Source organism: Mesorhizobium sp. AR02 (genome assembly GCF_024746835.1).
Lineage (GTDB): Bacteria > Pseudomonadota > Alphaproteobacteria > Rhizobiales > Rhizobiaceae > Mesorhizobium.
The window spans coordinates 5785407-5801275 of the sequence record NZ_CP080531.1; the positions used below are offsets into that span (position 1 = coordinate 5785407).

Below are 15869 nucleotides of genomic sequence, written 5' to 3' on the forward strand. Positions count from 1 at the left end.
GGTCTTCCTTTTGATTGCCCTTGCGCCCTTCGAGGCGTTCATTCCCTAGACGTTGCGGAAAGGCCAAAGGATTCGAGCGCCGCAAAAAAATGACAGGTGCCATCCAGCGCATGACGCCTGGGCGTCACTCGCGGCCCTGATCGAGCAGGCGGCGCAGCATGGGCTCGATGCGGGAAAGCTCGTCGAGATGCACCGCCGAGAGCTCGGCCAGGCAGTCGTCGGCGCGGTCGGTCAGCCGCAGCAGCACACGGCGATGGTCGTCCTTGTCCTGATCCCTTGCGACCAGCCCGGCCTCGCTCAGGCGGTTGACCAGTTCGACGGCGCTGTGGTGGCGGATGCGCAGGCGCTCCGCCAGGTCGCCGACCGTCACCGGTCCGCCGCCCGGATAGCCCTTGATCGCCAGCAGCGCCTGGTGCTGGCGCGGCGTCAGCCCGGCGTCTTCCGCCTGGATCTGGCTGAATTCGAGGAAGCGGCGGATCAGGTATCGGAACTCGGACAGCCGCTGATAGTCGGCCTGTTTGATGGCGGGGCGTGATTTTTTGAGCTGCGTCATTCCAGACATTTGTTCCATTCCGGCAAAAGGCTCAAACGGTTTTGATGCAAAACCAGCTTGAATTTATATCGTGTTACGATACATAGCGAACCAACAAAGTCGCCGGCGTCTTCGCCGTGCCGCAAATCCGAGATCCGGCCGCCGCCAGAAAGCCAGCCATGAAGCCCCATCATTCCGAAAACAGCCATCTCAGGGATTTCACCACCGACGCGCGCGTGCTGACCATTGCCACTGTAGCCGTGGTGGTCGCTACGGCGGCGCTGTTCGCCGGCATTGTGCTTTTGAAACTGATCCGGCTTGCCACCAACATTGCCTATTTCGGCCAGTTCACGCTCGCCGATCTGAAATTGCAGGATACGCCGCTTGGGCTTGCCGCGGTCATCGTCCCTGTCATCGGTGCGCTGATCATCGGCCTGATGGCACGCTACGGCAGCGAGAAGATCCGCGGCCACGGCATTCCCGAAGCGATCGAGGCGATCCTGCTCGGGCGTTCAAAACTCGGCGCCAAGGTGGCGATCCTGAAGCCGCTGTCTTCGGCGATCTCGATCGGCTCCGGTGGGCCGTTCGGCGCCGAAGGGCCGATCATCATGACCGGTGGCGCCATCGGCTCACTGATCGCGCAGATGCTGCCGGTCAGCGACAACGAACGCAAGACGCTGCTGGTGGCGGGTGCCGCGGCCGGCATGACCACCGTCTTCGGCACGCCGATCGCCGCCATTATGCTGGCGGTGGAACTGCTGCTCTTCGAATGGACGCCGCGCTCCTTCATCCCCGTCGCGGTTGCCGCGATCATCGCCGAGGTCGAGCGCACTGTGCTGCATCTGCCCGGGCCGATCTTCCCGTTTCAGGGCGGCATGGCGGTGTCGTTCGTCGGGCTTGGCGGCTGGGTTCTGGTCGGTATCTGCGCGGGCCTGCTGTCGGGGCTGCTCACCCAGATGGTCTATGCCTGCGAGGACGCCTTCCAGAAACTGCCCATCCACTGGATGTGGTGGCCGATGATCGGCGGCCTGGTGGTCGGCATCGGCGGCTTGATCGAGCCGCGGGCGCTCGGCGTCGGCTATGACAACATCGCCGACATGCTGGATGGCCGCACGCTTGCCACCGCCGCGCTGATGCTGTTGGTGGTCAAGGCCATCATCTGGTCGGTGGCACTCGGTTCCGGGACGTCCGGCGGCGTGTTGGCGCCGCTGCTGATCATGGGTGGCGCGATGGGCGCCGTGCTCGGCGGATTCCTGCCGACGGCGGATCCGGGTTTCTGGGCACTGCTGGCAATGTCGGCGACCATGGGCGGCACGATGCGGGCGCCGCTGACGGCGACGTTCTTCGCCGTGGAACTGACCGGCAACACGCATGTCCTTGTTCCTTTGATCGCAGCTTGCGCCACGGCGCATGCCGTGACCGTGCTTTTGATGAAGCGTTCGATCCTGACCGAAAAGGTTGCAAGGCGAGGGCATCACCTCGTGCGCGAATATCGCGTCGATCCCTTCGCGCTGACGAGGGTGCGCGAGGTGATGACGTCGCAGGTCGAGAGCGTCCCGGCGACCATGACGCTGCATGGCGCGGCGGCCTTCCTGACCGCGCCGGAAACCCGGCACCCGAGCTTTCCGGTTGTCGACGAGAACAGGCAGGTGCTTGGCCTCATCGATCCGCCGGCGATCCTGCGCTGGCGCCGTGCCGGCAAGCACAGGACGACGACGCTCGGCGAACTGCTTGCCGGAAGCAAGGTGACGCTGGCTTTTCCCGACGAATATCTCGAAGGCTTGTCGGACAAGCTGTTGATGGCCAATGTCTCACATCTGCCGGTCGTCACCCGCGAAAGCCTGCAACTGGTCGGCTATGTCGGCTGGAAGGATCTGATGCGCGTACGGTCCAGAAAACAGGCCGAGGAGCGCGAGCGTTCGACCTTGCTTGGCTTCGGCACCAGGCGCGGGAAAAAGACGGACGCGGTCGAGGGCGTCTAGCTCAGGCCGGCTCCGCGCTTCGCCCACTCCAGCACATGCAGCCGCAGTGCCGAGGACAGGTTGGTGTCGCGCGGCCGCGTCTCGTCGACTTCGGCCACGAGGGCGGCGAGCGTGAGCTTTCTCGCCGCTGCGATCGCGACGAGGTCGTTATAGAAGGGCTTTTCGAGGGAATAGCTGGTGCGATGGCCGCGAATGGTCACGGAGCGCTTTTCGACGACGCTCACGGCCGGAGACTCACTGCTCGTCCTTGCCGGGCGGGTCGAGGCGATGGCCGGCGACAAATTTCTCGGCCTTGTCGGCGATCAGCCGGTCGCGCTGCTTGTCCGCCTTGGAACGGCCGTGCAGAGCCCGGTTCTGCTCAGCGACGCGCAGCTTCTCGTCCCGCGCCTTCTGCTTGCGAGCTTGGCGGAGATTGATGACATCGGCCATGGGGCGGACCGCCGAGCCTATTTCTTGCGGAAGGCGTCGAGCGAAACCACTTCGGCGCCCTTGGTGCCGGCCTCGGCTGCGGCGGGCTTCTTCTCCGCTTCGGCAGCGGCCTTCTTCTCGGCCTTCGGCTTCTTCTCGGAGACGATGGTCAGCGGCTCCGGCGCCGGCTGGGCCGGTTCCTCTTCAGGCTGGGCGTCGGTCTTGACGTCGAACTCGAGTTCGAAATTGACCGAGGGGTCATAGAAGCCACGCACGGCCGAGAACGGGATTTCCAGTTTCTCCGGCACGTCGGAGAAGGACAGGCCAACCTCGAAGCCGGTGTCGGTCACCTTCAGGTCCCAGTACTGGAACTGGATGACGATGGTCATCTGCTCGGGATAGCGCTCGCGCAAGCGCGACGACACGCGCACGCCGGGCGCGCCGGTCAGGAAGGTGATGAAGAAATGATGGTTGCCGGGGAGGCCGGTGCGTGCGACTTCGGCCAGGACCTTGCGCATGACGCCGCGCAACGCCTCCTGGGCCAGAATGTCGTAGCGGATGTGGTCGTCGGCCATGTGGTGGTCGGGTTCCGTTGAATCGTCCGCATAGCTGTAATCAAGCTTGAGCGCGGCGTAAACCTGATATAGCCCACCGCCGCGTCGAAGCGAGGACTATTGCCAACGATTTGATCGGCAAGGCTGCTTGCCGGCAAGCGCAAATGTTATGCGTTAGCCAGCGCAGTGTGTTTTTTGGCGCTGCTCGGGGCAGGGCGCTTGCCGAAAGCGCGCAGGAAGGTGCGCACGCCATTCGTCGCCGATTGCACCACCTCGTCCTCGCGCGGCGTGCCGCCGAGCATGAAGGTGGTCTGCAATTCGGCATTGACCAGGCCGAGAAACTGCCGCGCCGCGACGTCCGGGTCGTCGATGGTGAGGTAGCCGCCATAGGCGAGGCGGGCGAAGCGGGCGGCGATCGCCGGCCATGTCCTGCCTGGACCCTGTTCGCGCCACTCGGCGAACAATTCAGGATAGCGCTCGCCTTCGGTCTGGATCAGCTTGCGCAGGAATTTTCCGTCGCGGTTGCAGATGCAGTTCTGATTCAGCCGCACGGCAAAGCCGATTAGGTCCGCTTCGAGATCGCCTGGCTGGTCAGGGAAGGTGGCGATGGTGGCGAAAATGCCGGCATTGCAGCGCTCGGTGAGGTCGCGCACCACGGCCATGAAGAGCTTTTCCTTGTCGCCATGGTGGTTGTAGACGGTCTGGCGTGACACGCCGGCCTCCGCGGCGATCAGATCGATATTGGCGCCGGCAAAGCCTTCGCGGCAGAACACGCCGGCAGCGGCGTCGACGATCGACAGGCGCTTGGCCTCGTGGCCACGTGGCGGGAAAGTGTCAGGAGAAACGTTCGCTCTCATGAAAATCTATATAGAGGTGATTGACGATTTGGACAAGAGTGTCTAAATTTGTGGACATACGATAAAGAGATTTCGCACCGGGGGACGAATTCGCTCCTGGAGTGTCGGACTCTCACGGGATGCAACGTCCTAGGGTTAGACGTCGCCTGGCGGCGGCAACCAGATTCGAAAGAAGCCAATACCATGAGTCCCAAATTCCTCCGCATCGCGGTCGTGCTCGGCCTGTTGTCTGCCATCGGCCCGTTCGCGATCGACATGTACCTTCCCGCTCTGCCGTCGATCGGCGCGGATCTGCACGCCGGCACGGCCGCCGTGCAGATGAGCCTGCTGATCTTCTTCCTGTCGATGGGGTTTGGCCAGATCGTCGTCGGGCCGATCTCCGACATGGTCGGCCGCAAGCTGCCGCTTTATGGTGGCCTTGCGCTGTTCATGGTCGGCGGCATCGGTTCGGCAATGGCGCCGACCATCGAGTGGCTGATCGCTTTCCGTTTCCTGCAGGGCCTTGGCGCCAGCGCCGGCATGGCCGTGCCGCGCGCCATCGTGCGCGATCTGCACACCGGCAATGAGGCCGCCAAGCTGATGTCCTTGCTGATGCTGGTGTTTTCGGTGTCGCCGATCCTGGCGCCGCTGACCGGCAGCCAGATCATCGAGAATTTCGGCTGGCGCGCCGTGTTCTGGACGGTGACCGGTGCGGCGGCTCTTGCCACCATCCTGCTGGCGACCTCGCTCAAGGAGACGCGGCCGGCGGAAGAACGCGTCGGTTCCTCCTTCGGCACGGCACTTGCCGGCTACCGCTTCCTGATGGGCGACCGCAATTTCCTCGGCCTGGTGGCGATCGCCGGCTTCGGCATTGCGAGCTTCTTCGTCTATCTGTCGAGCTCGTCCTTCATCCTGATCGACCATTACGGGCTGTCGCCTTCGGTCTACAGCGTGTTCTTTTCGATCAATGCGGTGGCCTTCATCGGCATGTCGCAGCTGACGGGACTGCTGGCCGAGCGTTTTGGTCTGCGGCGCGTGGTGCGCGTCGCGGTGACCGGCTATGCCTCGACGATGGTGGTGCTGTTGGCGATCATGGCGACGGGCGTCGACCGGCTCGACGTGATGGCAGCGTTGCTGTTCGTCGGTTACGGCTTCCTCGGCCTGGTCATCCCGACCACGTCGGTGCTGGCCATGGAAGAACATGGCGAGATCGCCGGCACGGCTTCGGCATTGATGGGCACGCTGCACTTCGCCATCGGCGCTCTCGCCATGGGTTTTGCCGGCGTGTTCTTCGACGGCACGCCGCTGCCGATGGTTGCCGGCATCACGCTCTGCGCGGTGATTTCCTTCACGCTGGCCAAAGTCACGCTCGGCCGCTCGCGCGAAGCCGTCGAAGCGCCGGCCGAATAGGCGCTGCTTGCAAGCGCATGAAAAGGCCGGGTTTCCCGGCCTTTTTTATTGCCTGGCCCATCACGGCAGGCGCACGTGCGGCCATGCTCCGAGCCGCGCATCTCTGTGCAACGCCTCATGAAATCCGGGGCTTCGAACAGCCTCGTTGATCAAATGGGTATCACGTTTAAGTTGGTATCTTGTATAAACAGGTACCTTCCAATACAGTGTACTGGACTTACTGGGAATGAGCATGACCGATCCAAATGACGTCCAGCTGAAAAAGGGGGCGCTCGAACTGTGTGTGCTTGCCTTGCTCGCCCGGCGGGAAAGCTACGCCTACGAGATCGCCAGCACGCTTGCTGAGCGTGTCGGCATGGGGGAAGGGACGATCTATCCGCTGATGCGGCGCATGCAGAGCGATGGGCTTGTCGAGACATGGCTCGTCGAGTCGACGAGCGGTCCGCCCCGCAAATATTACCGGCTCACCGCGGCCGGCAGGGCCGCCTACGATGCGCGCAGCAGAGAGTGGCGAAGCTTTGTCGATGCCGTCGACCTTTTCCTGGGAGAGATGGAATGAACCGCGATGCTTTCTTGGTTTCCCTGCGCAACAGCCTGGCCGGAATGCCTGCGGGCGAAATCGACGAAATTGTCGCCGACTACGCCGCCCATTTCGACGAGGCGCGGGCCTCGGGACGAAGCGAAGAGGATGTCGCCAAGGCACTCGGCGATCCGGCGCGGCTGGGACGGGAGCTGCGGGCGGAAGCTGGCATCCGCCGCTGGGAGCATGATCGCGGTCCGGCCGGCGTTGCCGCCGCGCTGCTTGCCCTGACCGGGCTCGCCGCCTTCGACATTCTCCTGCTGCTGCCGGTTCTCGTCGTCTTCTGCTTCGTCGCGCTCGGTCTCGGCATTGCGGTCCTGGCGCTGGGCGTCACTAGCATCGGACTGCTGTTGAGCGTCGTGCCATTCTGGCATTTCGCTTCCTGGGCCACGGCGTTCGCACGCCTGCTGGCCGCTGTCGGCCTTGCCGCCACCAGCATCGGATTGGGCTCGCTGCTGCTGCTTGGCCTCAATGTCGGGGTCAAGCTCCTGGGGGACTATGCGCGCCTGCACTATCGTCTGGTCAAACCACGCCAGCCCTGACTCAACCCCGTGGCGCGCCGCCACGCGAAATAACAGGTGCAACATGAACAAGACGCTTGCTTGGACCGCCGTTCTGTCGCTCGCCGTGGCCGTGATTTGTCTGTCGCTGGCGAATTCGATCGCGGGCAACGAGTGGAGAGGTGGCCGTTGGTGGAATTTTGCCTCCAGCTGCCGCAGTTCGAGCGATGGGACCAAGCCCGGATCGGTAACGCTGGCCTGGGAACCGGTCTCCAGCGAATTCCAGATTGCGCTGCCGGCGACGGTCACCTATCGGCCCGGCACGCCGTCCCAGGCCGTCGTGAGCGGCGATCCCGAGGCGGTTTCGCATGTGCGCCTGTCCGGCAATGTGCTGGCCTTCGACGACGGTTTCGATTGTGATGGTCTGCCGGTCAGCGTCCAGCTTACCGGTCCAGCGGTCCCCAGTTGGCGGTTGAGCGGCAGCGGCAAACTCGAGCTTTCCGCTCTCGCCCAGGAGGCGCTTGATCTGCGCATCAGCGGCAGTGGCGATGTGCGCGCCAGCGGCAGCGTGCAGGATCTTTCCTTGCGCATCTCCGGCTCGGGTTCAGGCGATTTTGCCAAACTCACGGCGAAGACCGCCAGTGTCCAGATCAGCGGCAGCGGCAATGCCGACATTGCACCGCAGGACCAGGCCGATATCCGCGTATCTGGCAGCGGCAACGTGCAAGTCCACGGCAACCCGAAGATCAATTCCCATGTCAGCGGCAGCGGCAGGGTCGAGACGGTGCCCTGAGCGGCCGCAAGGCGGCGCGCACGCGCCGGTAACAGCGCTTTTCATCAAACTGCGTACCGCTGGAACCGCGGGGTCGGACTGCGACCCCGCGCATGGATATGTTTGAACAATCAGAGACTGGGAAATGCGTTTGAAAACACTTCTTTTTGCCGCCCTGGCAAGCCTGGTAGCCACGACGGCTCATGCGGCCGGCCTGAAATTCATTCAGATTCCGGCGGATGCGGCAGGTCCGGCAATCGATGCGGCCATGTGGTCGCCCTGCGCCAGCCCGGCCAGCGAGGCGAAGATCAAGGGATTTCTTGTTGCTGTCGTGCCCGATTGCCCAATCGCGGGCGAGAAACTGCCGCTCGTCATCATTTCGCATGGCTATGCGGCTGGTATTTCGGCCACCACGATACGGCCGAGGCGCTGGCGGATGCGGGTTTTGTCGTCATTGCCATCAATCATCCGCACGCAAACCACGCCGATATGAGCCAGGCCAATGGTCTGGGCGTGCTGAGGCAGCGTCCGATCGATATCAAACGCACCATCGATTTCATGCTCGGCAACTCGGCGGATTCGGCCAGGATCGATCCTCAGCGCGTCGGCTTCTACGGATTTTCGCAAGGCGGCTATACCGGCCTTGTCATCGGCGGAGCCAATCCGGATTTCAACAAGCTGCCGCCGCGCTGTTCGGACCCCTCCGCCACCGGTTGCCCGCCGGCCGATCAGCCCAAGCCTGCGCGCAAGCAATTGCCGCCGAAACTGCTGACCCACGATCCCCGCGTCAAGGCGATCGTGGTGGCGGACCCTCTGAGTGTTGTTTTCCAGACCGCCGACAGTGCCAAGAACGTCAAGGTGCCGCTCCAGCTTTGGAGTTCGCAGTTCGGCGGCGACGGAGTATCGCCTGCTGATGTCAAGCGGCTGGCTCGATTGCTGCCGCGGACGCCGGACTTTCACGTCGTGCCCAACGCCGTGCATCTCTCGTTCCTGACGCCATGCCCGCCCGAGGACGCGCGCAAGCCATCGCAAGCTTGCATCGATGCGCCCGGTTTCGACCGCATTGCCTTCCACAAGACGTTCAATGCCGATGTGCTAGCCTTCTTTCGCCGGTATTTGGACGAAGACCAGGGGGCAAAGACGTCCGGATCTGGCCACGAAGCAGCTGAAACGGTGGTGCAATAGGCAATTGCCACCGATGGAAAGGCCGGACTGTCCGGCCTTTCACGCCAATCCTGCCTCAGTCAGTACGAAACGCAGCCGTGTCTCGACCGGCGCCAGGGGCAGCGAAACCAGTTCGTAGCCCAGTTCCGTATAGACGTCGGCCAGCGCATGGCAAGTGCGCTCGGCCTCGTCGAGCGTCTGCTTGCGTTCTTCATCCTGCGCGAAAATGTCAGGCCAGGGCGGGGCGATGAACACGCGCGGATTGTAGCGGAAGCGATCGGCGGCGGCTTTGATGTGCTCCGGCACTTGCAGGCGGCTCAGCCTGACATAGCCAAGCGTGTCCGGCACGCCGCGATCGAAGAAGACCGGTCCTTTCTGTTCGATCGCGTTCTGATACGAGCGCATCTCCCAGGACAGCATCAGTTCGGCGAACAGCGCGCGATCGCTCCAGGGCAGGGCGGATCCGCCAATGGCGCCCTGGTCGCGGATGATGCCGCGTCCGGCTTCGACGGATGTCGCAAAGCCCGTCAGGCGCAAGGCTTCGATTAGCGTGGTCTTGCCGGAACCCGGGCCACCGGTCAGCACGAAGAATCGATCGGAGTCGTTTTGCATTTTTGCCCACGGAGAAAGAGACACGCGATGCGGCTGCTTCGCGGCGCGCGCGCCGTGCGAAGTCCGGACGGCAAAAGCCTGCCGTTGCGCATGATACGGATTGAAGGAGGGGAGAAGTGGAGGTTTCTGTTGCCAGGTACCTCCGAACCCCGCCTAGAAGTGCGAACCCCTAGGGCTTGATTTGAAGCGTTCGCACTGCATTAAGCAGCGAGACGAGCTTCCGCATAGTTGTCGTTGGCAACTATAAGTTTAGCCCGATGACGGTGGTACAATGCCGGGCAAAAGTACGATCTTTACACCTTCGTCGATCCTATTTCGCCCCCAGCAAAAACCGCTCTGTCGTCAACAGCGGCTTTTGGTGGAGGCGCCGGGTACCGCCCCCGGGTCCGAACGGCTTATTTCATCGCCCATTTATCGCCATAGTCGGTCAAGCCGACAAAACGAATATAGGGGGCGTTGCGCCGAAATGAAAGGCCGCAATGGTGCTTTGTCCCTGTGTCAAATTGCGACGCCTAGGGTTGACTTGGGCGCGGTCTCAACTCAAGCTTTGCCAGCGGTGAGGAGTTACCGACCTAGCGCACAAGTTGCGAAGCGCGCCACAGCCCTCATCGATCGGATCCGTGGCGCCGACGAGGGGAATTTTGATGGCCGACTATCTTGCAGACGTGAAGAAATACGACGCGGGCGCCAGCGCCGACGTGGTCGAAAAGATCGTCAAGCATCTGGGCATTGCGCTCAGGAACCGCGATTCCTCGCTGGTCTCCTGCACCGACCCGAAAGAGCTTGAGCGCGTCAAGGAGAGCTGGGTGGCCAAGAAGCTCGGCATCAGCGACGGGGCGAAAGCCGACGCCTCGATCCAAAAGACCTGCAAGGCGATGCATGCGGACAACACCAAGAGCCGCGTGACCTTCTATTATCTGGTGGCCAAGGATCTGGGCAAACTCGGCTCGCTTTGAGACCTCGGATAATTTCTACTCTGGCGGCCGATCAGCCCGGTTTCCGCGCTTTCGGCCTGCCAGAGCGAGTTGTGAAAGCTCTCCGCCTCGTGCGGCCTGATCGGGACTAATTGCCAACCCGGATACACTCGCCCTGCCGCTTGAAGACAGGGTTGCTGAATGTCAGCCCCGTTTTGGCAGCGTTGCAAGCTTCAAATGATTCGAACCCGGATATAACGGCCATGCTGGGCGGCGGAGTTGCGGTATTGGGGGCTTGTGACGTCAGGACTGTGATCAGCAAGGTGTACATGGTTCGATCTTCCTTATTTGAGTTTGAACATGACTGGGAACGCATCAGGAACATTCCCTTGCGCATGCAAAATTGCTATCCTTTGCACTCTAGGTGATTTGGCTGTTCTGTAGCGGACCTCCATCGGAGGGAATACTCCGCCGGGCCATAGGGGAGAGCGTCACCGCTCCCTGCAAAAAATCGAAATCTGTCAAGTTGTTGGGACTGTATACAGAGCATCATCCCACAATGGCGTCTCTATCCCGTCCGCTTTATTGAGCCTCTGGATTTTCGCGATCTGAGAATTGTCAATTGGCGGCTCTGCATTGCCGCCCATGTCGGAGATCAATTTGAAAACCTCCTGGGGGCTGTTGTTAACAAGCTGAATAGCATTGCCTATCTGCAGTGCGGAATTGGCCTTGCCTTCTTTCAGTCGCTGTCCATTGACTGATGTTAGCGGAACCGGGCCGCTCGCCTTCGCGCCGTCGAACCAAACTGGCTTCCCGCCCGGTTGGTTGAGACTGGTGAACGTTTTGATTTCAGCATGCACCGCATCAGCTATAGCTTGTGGCAGATCCATGTAGAAAGGTACCACCAACCCGTCGACACGTGAGTTGCCATGCTCTTTTAGGACGGCAGTGTCTGTCTGTCTGACTCGAACAATCAACTCCGCTTTTACTTCGACGACCACAGCGTCAAAACGTGTAAGTTTGATCATTTTATTATCTCCCGTCAGTTTATATGATAGCTAAATCACCAATGGCGCTCGTCCACAAGCAGCGCCCATTCCCTCCGACTGAATTGCTTGAGGCAAGCGAGATCAAATTCGCGTCAGCCGACGATCTAGTCGAACGGGCGCTTTACCACCTTCGTCGATGAAGAAACTTTACTCCGAAACGAGGATCGCTGCCACCTCAATCAGACGACAATCAGCGCGCTCTGGACGAACGTTCCGAACGGCAGGGCAGGGCGATCAATCATCGGCCAAGCCGAAAGAGGACTGCCGCCGGCTGGTAAATGGATGCGCGCGGATTGAGCGGCAAATCCTCGATTGGTTCGGCGTCGTAACGGATTTCATCCTGACGTTCGATGCCCCAGCCAGTGCGGCGATGGGAGACACGGCTTGGCGGCATTCTCCGTCATGGACGCGATCAAGCAGGCCGATGGCACTGCGGAGAATATCGCGAGCATCATCTTGGAAGCCAAGATAGACACTATCAAGGTGCCGAACTTCATCGCCAGCCATAAGGCGAAGATTCTGTATAGATATACCCTCGCCAACACAGCCAAGGGCATCGACGGCACGCTACTGCTCGACAAGGAGGAGGAAGGAGTACGAGCAAAAGTCCGTGCCTGGGTGGGGAAGACTTCAGACAGGCGTGGCGTCAGCGGCCACATGCGCTATGATTGGTGAACTCTCGAATCGAGCCGGAACCGATGCGCCAGTATCTCGACCTCTTGCAGCATGTGCTGGACCACGGCGCCGATCGCGGCGACCGCACCGGCACCGGCACGCGCTCCGTCTTCGGCTACCAGATGCGTTTCGACCTGGCGCGCGGCTTTCCGGTCACCACCACCAAGAAGCTGCATCTGAAGTCGATCATCCATGAACTCCTGTGGTTCCTGGCCGGCGACACCAACATCAAATATCTCGCCGACCACGGCGTTTCGATCTGGGACGAATGGGCCGACGAGAATGGCGACCTCGGCCCAGTCTATGGCAAGCAGTGGCGCTCCTGGCCGGATGGGCATGGCGGCTCGATCGACCAGATCGCGGGCCTTCTCAAGGAGATACGCCGCAATCCTCAATCGCGGCGGCTGATCGTTTCCGCCTGGAATCCGGCCGAGGTGGAAGCCATGGCGCTGCCGCCCTGCCACTGCCTGTTCCAGTTCTATGTGTCCGAGGGCCGGCTTTCCTGCCAGCTCTACCAACGATCCGCCGACATCTTCCTTGGTGTGCCGTTCAACATCGCGTCCTACGCGCTGCTGACGCTGATGGTGGCGCAGGTGACCGGGCTGAAGCCGGGCGATTTCGTTCACACGCTGGGTGACGCGCATCTCTACTCGAACCATTTCGAACAGGCGCGCGAACAATTGCGGCGCACGCCAAGGGCGCTGCCGACGATGTGGATCAATCCGGAGGTGAAGGACCTGTTCGCCTTCCGCTTCGAGGATTTCCGGCTGGAAAACTACGTCGCCGATGCAAGCATTAAGGCGCCAATCGCGGTCTGAGCCGCGGACGGTTCAGTCGATGCCGACCATCACGTCCGAGGCCTTGACCACGGCATAGGCCTGCTTGCCCTTTTCGAGCTTCAGATCGGCGACGGCTTCGTTGGTGATCGAGGCGGTGACAATGACGCCGCCGCCGATGTCGATCCTGACATGCGAGGTGGTGGCTCCCTTGACGATCTCGGTGATCGTCCCCTTGAGGATGTTGCGGGCGCTGATCTTCATTGGGCTCTCCATTGCTTTTATGCATGTCGTTCTCCCAAAACCGAGGTCACTTTTGGGCGACATGCATCAGGGTTTCCCGTTCGTCTTACCAGAACAATCGACGGGGCACAGACGTTTTCGCCAGCTGCCGGGCCTTCCCTTGTTATATTCATGCGGATATATCGAGCGGCAGGCTTCGGGCCGCACGGATTTCAAACCAGGGAGAGTTTTCGATGACGCGCAACGGTTTCGGGTTGAGGGCGATCGCCATTGGCGGTTTTGCGGCGACGTTGATGGCGGCGGTGCCGGCCGCACATGCGGAAGACAAGGTCGTGGTGTTTGCCGCGGCCAGCCTCAAGGACGCGCTCGATGCGGTGAACAAGGCCTGCGAGGCCGATGTCGGCGAGGCCGCGACCGTCTCCTATGCGGCGAGCTCGGCACTGGCCAAGCAGATCGAGGGCGGAGCGCCGGCCGACGTCTTCATCTCGGCCGACCTCGACTGGATGAAATATCTCTCCGACAAGAAGCTGACCAAGCCGGACACCGAGGTGAAGCTGCTCGGCAACGAGATCGTGCTGGTGGCGCCGAAGGATTCGACGGTTGAAACCAAGATCGAAAAGGGTTTCGACCTCGCCAAGCTGGTCGGTGACGGCAAGCTCGCCATGGGTGATTTCAAGGCGGTGCCGGCCGGCAAGTACGGCAAGGCGGCGCTGGAATCGCTCGGCGTCTGGTCATCGGTCGAGGGCAAGGTGGCGCAGGCCGAAAACGTCCGTGCGGCGCTCAAGCTGGTTTCAACGGGTGAGGCCGCTCTCGGCGTCGTCTATGCCACCGATGCGCATGCCGAAAAGGGCGTCAAGGTGGTCGGCGCCTTCCCGGAGGATTCGCATCCGCCGATCATCTATCCGGTTGCCCAGACCGCCGATTCGAAGGACAAGGATACGACTGCATTCCTGAAATGCCTGCAGTCCGCCAAGGCCGGCGCGCTCTTCAAGGAACAGGGTTTTACCGTGCTCACGCCGAGCAACTGAAAAGGGCCTGACATCACAATATGACCTGGCTGCTGGACCTCACTCCCGACGAATGGAATGCGGTCCGGCTGTCCATCAAGGTGGCGACCGTGGCGATGCTTTTCAGCCTGCCACCCGGTATATTGATCGCGCTGCTGCTTGCCCGGGGACAATTCTGGGGCAAGACGCTGCTCAACGGTCTGGTTCACCTGCCGCTGATCCTGCCGCCTGTGGTGACCGGCTATCTCTTGCTTTTGACTTTCGGCAAGCGGGGTCCGGCCGGTGCCTTCCTGGCCGAGCATTTCGGCATCGTCTTCTCGTTTCGCTGGACGGGTGCGGCACTTGCCTGCGGCGTCATGGGTTTTCCCCTGATGGTGCGGGCGATCCGGCTGTCGATCGAGGCGGTCGACCGCAAGATGGAGGCTGCGGCGGGCACGCTTGGCGCCAATCCTTTGTGGGTGTTCGCCACCATCACGCTGCCGCTGATCCTGCCCGGGCTGATCGCCGGCGCCATACTGGCCTTCGCCAAGGCGATGGGCGAGTTCGGCGCGACGATCACCTTCGTCTCCAACATCCCCAACGAGACGCAGACATTGCCGTCGGCGATCTACACTTTTACGCAGGTGCCCGGCGGCGATGAGGGCGCGCTGCGGCTGACGCTGATTTCCATCGTCATCTCGATGGCGGCACTGGTCGCCTCGGAAGTGCTGGCGCGGCGGGTCGGCAGGCGGATGGACATCGAATGAGCGTCCTCGTCGACATCGGCCATCGGCTCGGCGATTTCGCCATCGACGCCCGCTTCGAAAGCGCCGGGCGGCTCACAGCGCTGTTCGGGCCGTCCGGCTCCGGCAAGACCACGCTCATCAACATGATTGCCGGGCTGATCCGACCTGACAAGGGCCGCATCGCGGTCGATGGTAGGGTGCTGGTCGATACCGATGCCGGCATTTTCGTGCCGAAGCACAAGCGCCGCATCGGCATGGTGTTCCAGGACGCGCGCCTGTTTCCCCATATGAGCGTGGCCAGCAATCTACGTTACGGCCGCTGGTTCACGCCGGCGGCGGAGCGTTACGAGGAAATGGATTTGGTCGTCGAGTTGCTCGGCATTGGCCCGCTGCTCGGGCGACGGCCGGCAAAGCTGTCGGGCGGTGAAAAGCAGCGCGTCGCGATCGGCCGGGCGTTGCTGGCCAGCCCGAAACTGCTGCTCATGGACGAGCCACTGGCCTCGCTCGACGAGGCGCGCAAGGCCGAGATTCTGCCCTATATCGAACGGCTGCGCGACGAGACGAAGATCCCGATCGTCTATGTCAGCCATTCGGTCGCCGAGGTGGCGCGGCTGGCGAGCGACGTGGTGATGCTGGCGCAAGGCAAGGTCGTCGCCAGGGGGCCGACCGAGGCGGTGATGCAAAGGCTTGACCTGTTGCCGGCGGAAGAGCGCGGCGAGGGCGGGGCGGTGCTGGATACGAAAGTGCTGCGTCACGACGAGGAGTTCGGCATGACCGTGCTCGGCTCGTCCGCCGGCGAGATCCGCGTGCCGCACCTTGCAATGAAGCCCGGGGCTCCCGTGCGTATCCGCATCCGCGCTCGCGATGTGATGATCGCCACGGAGAAGCCGACAGGGCTCAGCGCGCTCAACATCCTGCCCGGCACGATCGTCGCGATCAGCCCAGGCGAGGGGCCGGCGGTAGAGATCGGCATCGACTGCAATGGCGCGACCGTGTTGGCCCGCATCACCGAACAGTCGCGGCATGCGCTGAAGTTGCGGCTCGGCGGCAAGGTTTTTGCGGTGGTCAAGACAGTGAGCTTCGACCAGGCGAATACCGGCGCCGGTTTGCCCATTGAGGCGGATGGATGA

21 protein-coding genes and 1 other RNA gene are annotated in these 15869 nt (G+C 62.1%); 13 read left to right on the forward strand and 9 right to left on the reverse strand.

The genetic code is table 11. The features are described 5' to 3' along the window. Positions 1–124: 124 nt before the first annotated feature. The gene (locus DBIPINDM_RS32175) at positions 125–553 is read right to left on the reverse strand and encodes a MarR family winged helix-turn-helix transcriptional regulator (protein ID WP_416361722.1); all 429 of its coding nucleotides are present in this window, start codon (positions 551–553) and stop codon (positions 125–127) included. 158 nt (positions 554–711) lie between these two features. Here DBIPINDM_RS32175 and DBIPINDM_RS32180 point away from each other — a divergent pair, with 158 nt between their 5' ends. Beyond that, entirely contained in the window at positions 712–2514 is a 1803-nt protein-coding gene (locus DBIPINDM_RS32180) for a chloride channel protein (RefSeq protein ID WP_258582979.1), read from the forward strand. On the opposite strand, the gene DBIPINDM_RS32185 is transcribed toward DBIPINDM_RS32180, so the two are convergent. From DBIPINDM_RS32185 to DBIPINDM_RS32200, 4 genes are all read right to left on the reverse strand, one after another. Further along, positions 2511–2738, reverse strand: a complete 228-nt coding sequence (locus tag DBIPINDM_RS32185; RefSeq protein ID WP_258582980.1) for a ribbon-helix-helix domain-containing protein — start codon at positions 2736–2738, stop codon at positions 2511–2513. The genes DBIPINDM_RS32180 and DBIPINDM_RS32185 overlap by 4 nt on opposite strands. A 10-nt stretch (positions 2739–2748) precedes the next feature. After that, a complete protein-coding gene (locus DBIPINDM_RS32190; protein ID WP_258582981.1) occupies positions 2749–2943 on the reverse strand; it encodes a DUF4169 family protein in 195 nt (64 codons plus the stop codon). A gap of 17 nt (positions 2944–2960) precedes the next feature. Next, positions 2961–3497: an SspB family protein gene (locus DBIPINDM_RS32195; RefSeq protein ID WP_095202208.1), complete on the reverse strand. Its 537-nt coding sequence runs from the start codon at positions 3495–3497 to the stop codon at positions 2961–2963. Positions 3498–3643: 146 nt separating this feature from the next. Then, positions 3644–4333 carry a TetR/AcrR family transcriptional regulator gene (locus tag DBIPINDM_RS32200; RefSeq protein ID WP_258582982.1) on the reverse strand — a complete coding sequence of 230 codons (690 nt, stop codon included), beginning with the start codon at positions 4331–4333 and terminating at the stop codon, positions 3644–3646. Positions 4334–4516: 183 nt separating this feature from the next. On the opposite strand from DBIPINDM_RS32200, the gene DBIPINDM_RS32205 reads away from it, so the two are divergent. The 6 genes from DBIPINDM_RS32205 to DBIPINDM_RS32225 all read left to right on the forward strand — a co-directional run bounded on the left by DBIPINDM_RS32205 (position 4517) and on the right by DBIPINDM_RS32225 (position 8759). Beyond that, positions 4517–5722: a multidrug effflux MFS transporter gene (locus DBIPINDM_RS32205; protein ID WP_258582983.1), complete on the forward strand. Its 1206-nt coding sequence runs from the start codon at positions 4517–4519 to the stop codon at positions 5720–5722. 232 nt (positions 5723–5954) lie between these two features. Continuing rightward, a complete protein-coding gene (locus DBIPINDM_RS32210; RefSeq protein WP_258582984.1) occupies positions 5955–6281 on the forward strand; it encodes a PadR family transcriptional regulator in 327 nt (108 codons plus the stop codon). Beyond that, on the forward strand, positions 6278–6844 hold the full coding sequence (locus DBIPINDM_RS32215; protein WP_258582985.1) for a DUF1700 domain-containing protein: 567 nt from the start codon (positions 6278–6280) through the stop codon (positions 6842–6844). Before DBIPINDM_RS32210 ends, DBIPINDM_RS32215 begins: the two co-directional genes overlap by 4 nt. A 43-nt stretch (positions 6845–6887) precedes the next feature. Further along, complete coding sequence (locus tag DBIPINDM_RS32220) at positions 6888–7595, forward strand: DUF2807 domain-containing protein (RefSeq protein ID WP_258582986.1); 708 nt, start codon at positions 6888–6890, stop codon at positions 7593–7595. 130 nt (positions 7596–7725) lie between these two features. Next, positions 7726–8067: a hypothetical protein gene (locus tag DBIPINDM_RS43380; RefSeq protein ID WP_318036912.1), complete on the forward strand. Its 342-nt coding sequence runs from the start codon at positions 7726–7728 to the stop codon at positions 8065–8067. Continuing rightward, positions 8064–8759, forward strand: coding sequence for a hypothetical protein (locus DBIPINDM_RS32225; RefSeq protein ID WP_318036913.1), 696 nt, complete (start codon positions 8064–8066; stop codon positions 8757–8759). The genes DBIPINDM_RS43380 and DBIPINDM_RS32225 overlap by 4 nt, the downstream gene beginning before the upstream one ends. Before the next feature lie 39 nt (positions 8760–8798). On the opposite strand, the gene DBIPINDM_RS32230 is transcribed toward DBIPINDM_RS32225, so the two are convergent. Both DBIPINDM_RS32230 and ssrA read right to left on the reverse strand, forming a co-directional pair. Next, on the reverse strand, positions 8799–9350 hold the full coding sequence (locus tag DBIPINDM_RS32230; protein WP_258582987.1) for an AAA family ATPase: 552 nt from the start codon (positions 9348–9350) through the stop codon (positions 8799–8801). A 115-nt stretch (positions 9351–9465) separates the two neighbouring features. Next, positions 9466–9826: a transfer-messenger RNA gene (gene ssrA, locus DBIPINDM_RS32235) on the reverse strand. Positions 9827–9994: 168 nt separating this feature from the next. Between ssrA and DBIPINDM_RS32240 the strand changes: the two genes are divergently transcribed. Continuing rightward, a complete protein-coding gene (locus DBIPINDM_RS32240) occupies positions 9995–10306 on the forward strand; it encodes a DUF2853 family protein (RefSeq protein ID WP_258582988.1) in 312 nt (103 codons plus the stop codon). A gap of 479 nt (positions 10307–10785) precedes the next feature. Here the strand turns inward: DBIPINDM_RS32240 and DBIPINDM_RS32245 are convergent, their stop codons facing one another. Next, complete coding sequence (locus tag DBIPINDM_RS32245) at positions 10786–11292, reverse strand: hypothetical protein (RefSeq protein ID WP_258582989.1); 507 nt, start codon at positions 11290–11292, stop codon at positions 10786–10788. 405 nt (positions 11293–11697) lie between these two features. Here DBIPINDM_RS32245 and DBIPINDM_RS32250 point away from each other — a divergent pair, with 405 nt between their 5' ends. Both DBIPINDM_RS32250 and DBIPINDM_RS32255 read left to right on the forward strand, forming a co-directional pair. Beyond that, positions 11698–11988, forward strand: a complete 291-nt coding sequence (locus tag DBIPINDM_RS32250) for a hypothetical protein (RefSeq protein ID WP_416361723.1) — start codon at positions 11698–11700, stop codon at positions 11986–11988. Positions 11989–12011: 23 nt separating this feature from the next. Continuing rightward, entirely contained in the window at positions 12012–12806 is a 795-nt protein-coding gene (locus tag DBIPINDM_RS32255) for a thymidylate synthase (protein WP_258582990.1), read from the forward strand. Between the two features lie 12 nt (positions 12807–12818). Here the strand turns inward: DBIPINDM_RS32255 and DBIPINDM_RS32260 are convergent, their stop codons facing one another. Continuing rightward, complete coding sequence (locus DBIPINDM_RS32260) at positions 12819–13028, reverse strand: TOBE domain-containing protein (protein WP_027058010.1); 210 nt, start codon at positions 13026–13028, stop codon at positions 12819–12821. A gap of 212 nt (positions 13029–13240) precedes the next feature. Here DBIPINDM_RS32260 and modA point away from each other — a divergent pair, with 212 nt between their 5' ends. The 3 genes from modA to modC are packed head-to-tail and all read left to right on the forward strand — an operon-like array spanning position 13241 to position 15869. Then, the gene (gene modA / locus DBIPINDM_RS32265) at positions 13241–14035 is read left to right on the forward strand and encodes a molybdate ABC transporter substrate-binding protein (RefSeq protein ID WP_258582991.1); all 795 of its coding nucleotides are present in this window, start codon (positions 13241–13243) and stop codon (positions 14033–14035) included. Between the two features lie 20 nt (positions 14036–14055). Further along, entirely contained in the window at positions 14056–14760 is a 705-nt protein-coding gene (modB, locus tag DBIPINDM_RS32270) for a molybdate ABC transporter permease subunit (protein WP_258582992.1), read from the forward strand. Continuing rightward, on the forward strand, positions 14757–15869 hold the full coding sequence (gene modC / locus DBIPINDM_RS32275) for a molybdenum ABC transporter ATP-binding protein (RefSeq protein ID WP_258582993.1): 1113 nt from the start codon (positions 14757–14759) through the stop codon (positions 15867–15869). The genes modB and modC overlap by 4 nt, the downstream gene beginning before the upstream one ends.

What these genes read in the sequence shown, in the direction of transcription:
- DBIPINDM_RS32175 (WP_416361722.1), bottom strand. Translation starts at nt 553, where the DNA reads ATGACGCAGCTCAAAAAATCACGCCCCGCCATCAAACAGGCCGACTAT.
- DBIPINDM_RS32180 (WP_258582979.1), top strand. Translation starts at nt 712, where the DNA reads ATGAAGCCCCATCATTCCGAAAACAGCCATCTCAGGGATTTCACCACC.
- DBIPINDM_RS32190 (WP_258582981.1), bottom strand. Translation starts at nt 2,943, where the DNA reads ATGGCCGATGTCATCAATCTCCGCCAAGCTCGCAAGCAGAAGGCGCGG.
- DBIPINDM_RS32195 (WP_095202208.1), bottom strand. Translation starts at nt 3,497, where the DNA reads ATGGCCGACGACCACATCCGCTACGACATTCTGGCCCAGGAGGCGTTG.
- DBIPINDM_RS32200 (WP_258582982.1), bottom strand. Translation starts at nt 4,333, where the DNA reads ATGAGAGCGAACGTTTCTCCTGACACTTTCCCGCCACGTGGCCACGAG.
- DBIPINDM_RS32205 (WP_258582983.1), top strand. Translation starts at nt 4,517, where the DNA reads ATGAGTCCCAAATTCCTCCGCATCGCGGTCGTGCTCGGCCTGTTGTCT.
- DBIPINDM_RS32210 (WP_258582984.1), top strand. Translation starts at nt 5,955, where the DNA reads ATGACCGATCCAAATGACGTCCAGCTGAAAAAGGGGGCGCTCGAACTG.
- DBIPINDM_RS32215 (WP_258582985.1), top strand. Translation starts at nt 6,278, where the DNA reads ATGAACCGCGATGCTTTCTTGGTTTCCCTGCGCAACAGCCTGGCCGGA.
- DBIPINDM_RS32220 (WP_258582986.1), top strand. Translation starts at nt 6,888, where the DNA reads ATGAACAAGACGCTTGCTTGGACCGCCGTTCTGTCGCTCGCCGTGGCC.
- DBIPINDM_RS32225 (WP_318036913.1), top strand. Translation starts at nt 8,064, where the DNA reads ATGAGCCAGGCCAATGGTCTGGGCGTGCTGAGGCAGCGTCCGATCGAT.
- DBIPINDM_RS32230 (WP_258582987.1), bottom strand. Translation starts at nt 9,350, where the DNA reads ATGCAAAACGACTCCGATCGATTCTTCGTGCTGACCGGTGGCCCGGGT.
- DBIPINDM_RS32240 (WP_258582988.1), top strand. Translation starts at nt 9,995, where the DNA reads ATGGCCGACTATCTTGCAGACGTGAAGAAATACGACGCGGGCGCCAGC.
- DBIPINDM_RS32245 (WP_258582989.1), bottom strand. Translation starts at nt 11,292, where the DNA reads ATGATCAAACTTACACGTTTTGACGCTGTGGTCGTCGAAGTAAAAGCG.
- DBIPINDM_RS32255 (WP_258582990.1), top strand. Translation starts at nt 12,012, where the DNA reads ATGCGCCAGTATCTCGACCTCTTGCAGCATGTGCTGGACCACGGCGCC.
- DBIPINDM_RS32260 (WP_027058010.1), bottom strand. Translation starts at nt 13,028, where the DNA reads ATGAAGATCAGCGCCCGCAACATCCTCAAGGGGACGATCACCGAGATC.
- modA (WP_258582991.1), top strand. Translation starts at nt 13,241, where the DNA reads ATGACGCGCAACGGTTTCGGGTTGAGGGCGATCGCCATTGGCGGTTTT.
- modB (WP_258582992.1), top strand. Translation starts at nt 14,056, where the DNA reads ATGACCTGGCTGCTGGACCTCACTCCCGACGAATGGAATGCGGTCCGG.
- modC (WP_258582993.1), top strand. Translation starts at nt 14,757, where the DNA reads ATGAGCGTCCTCGTCGACATCGGCCATCGGCTCGGCGATTTCGCCATC.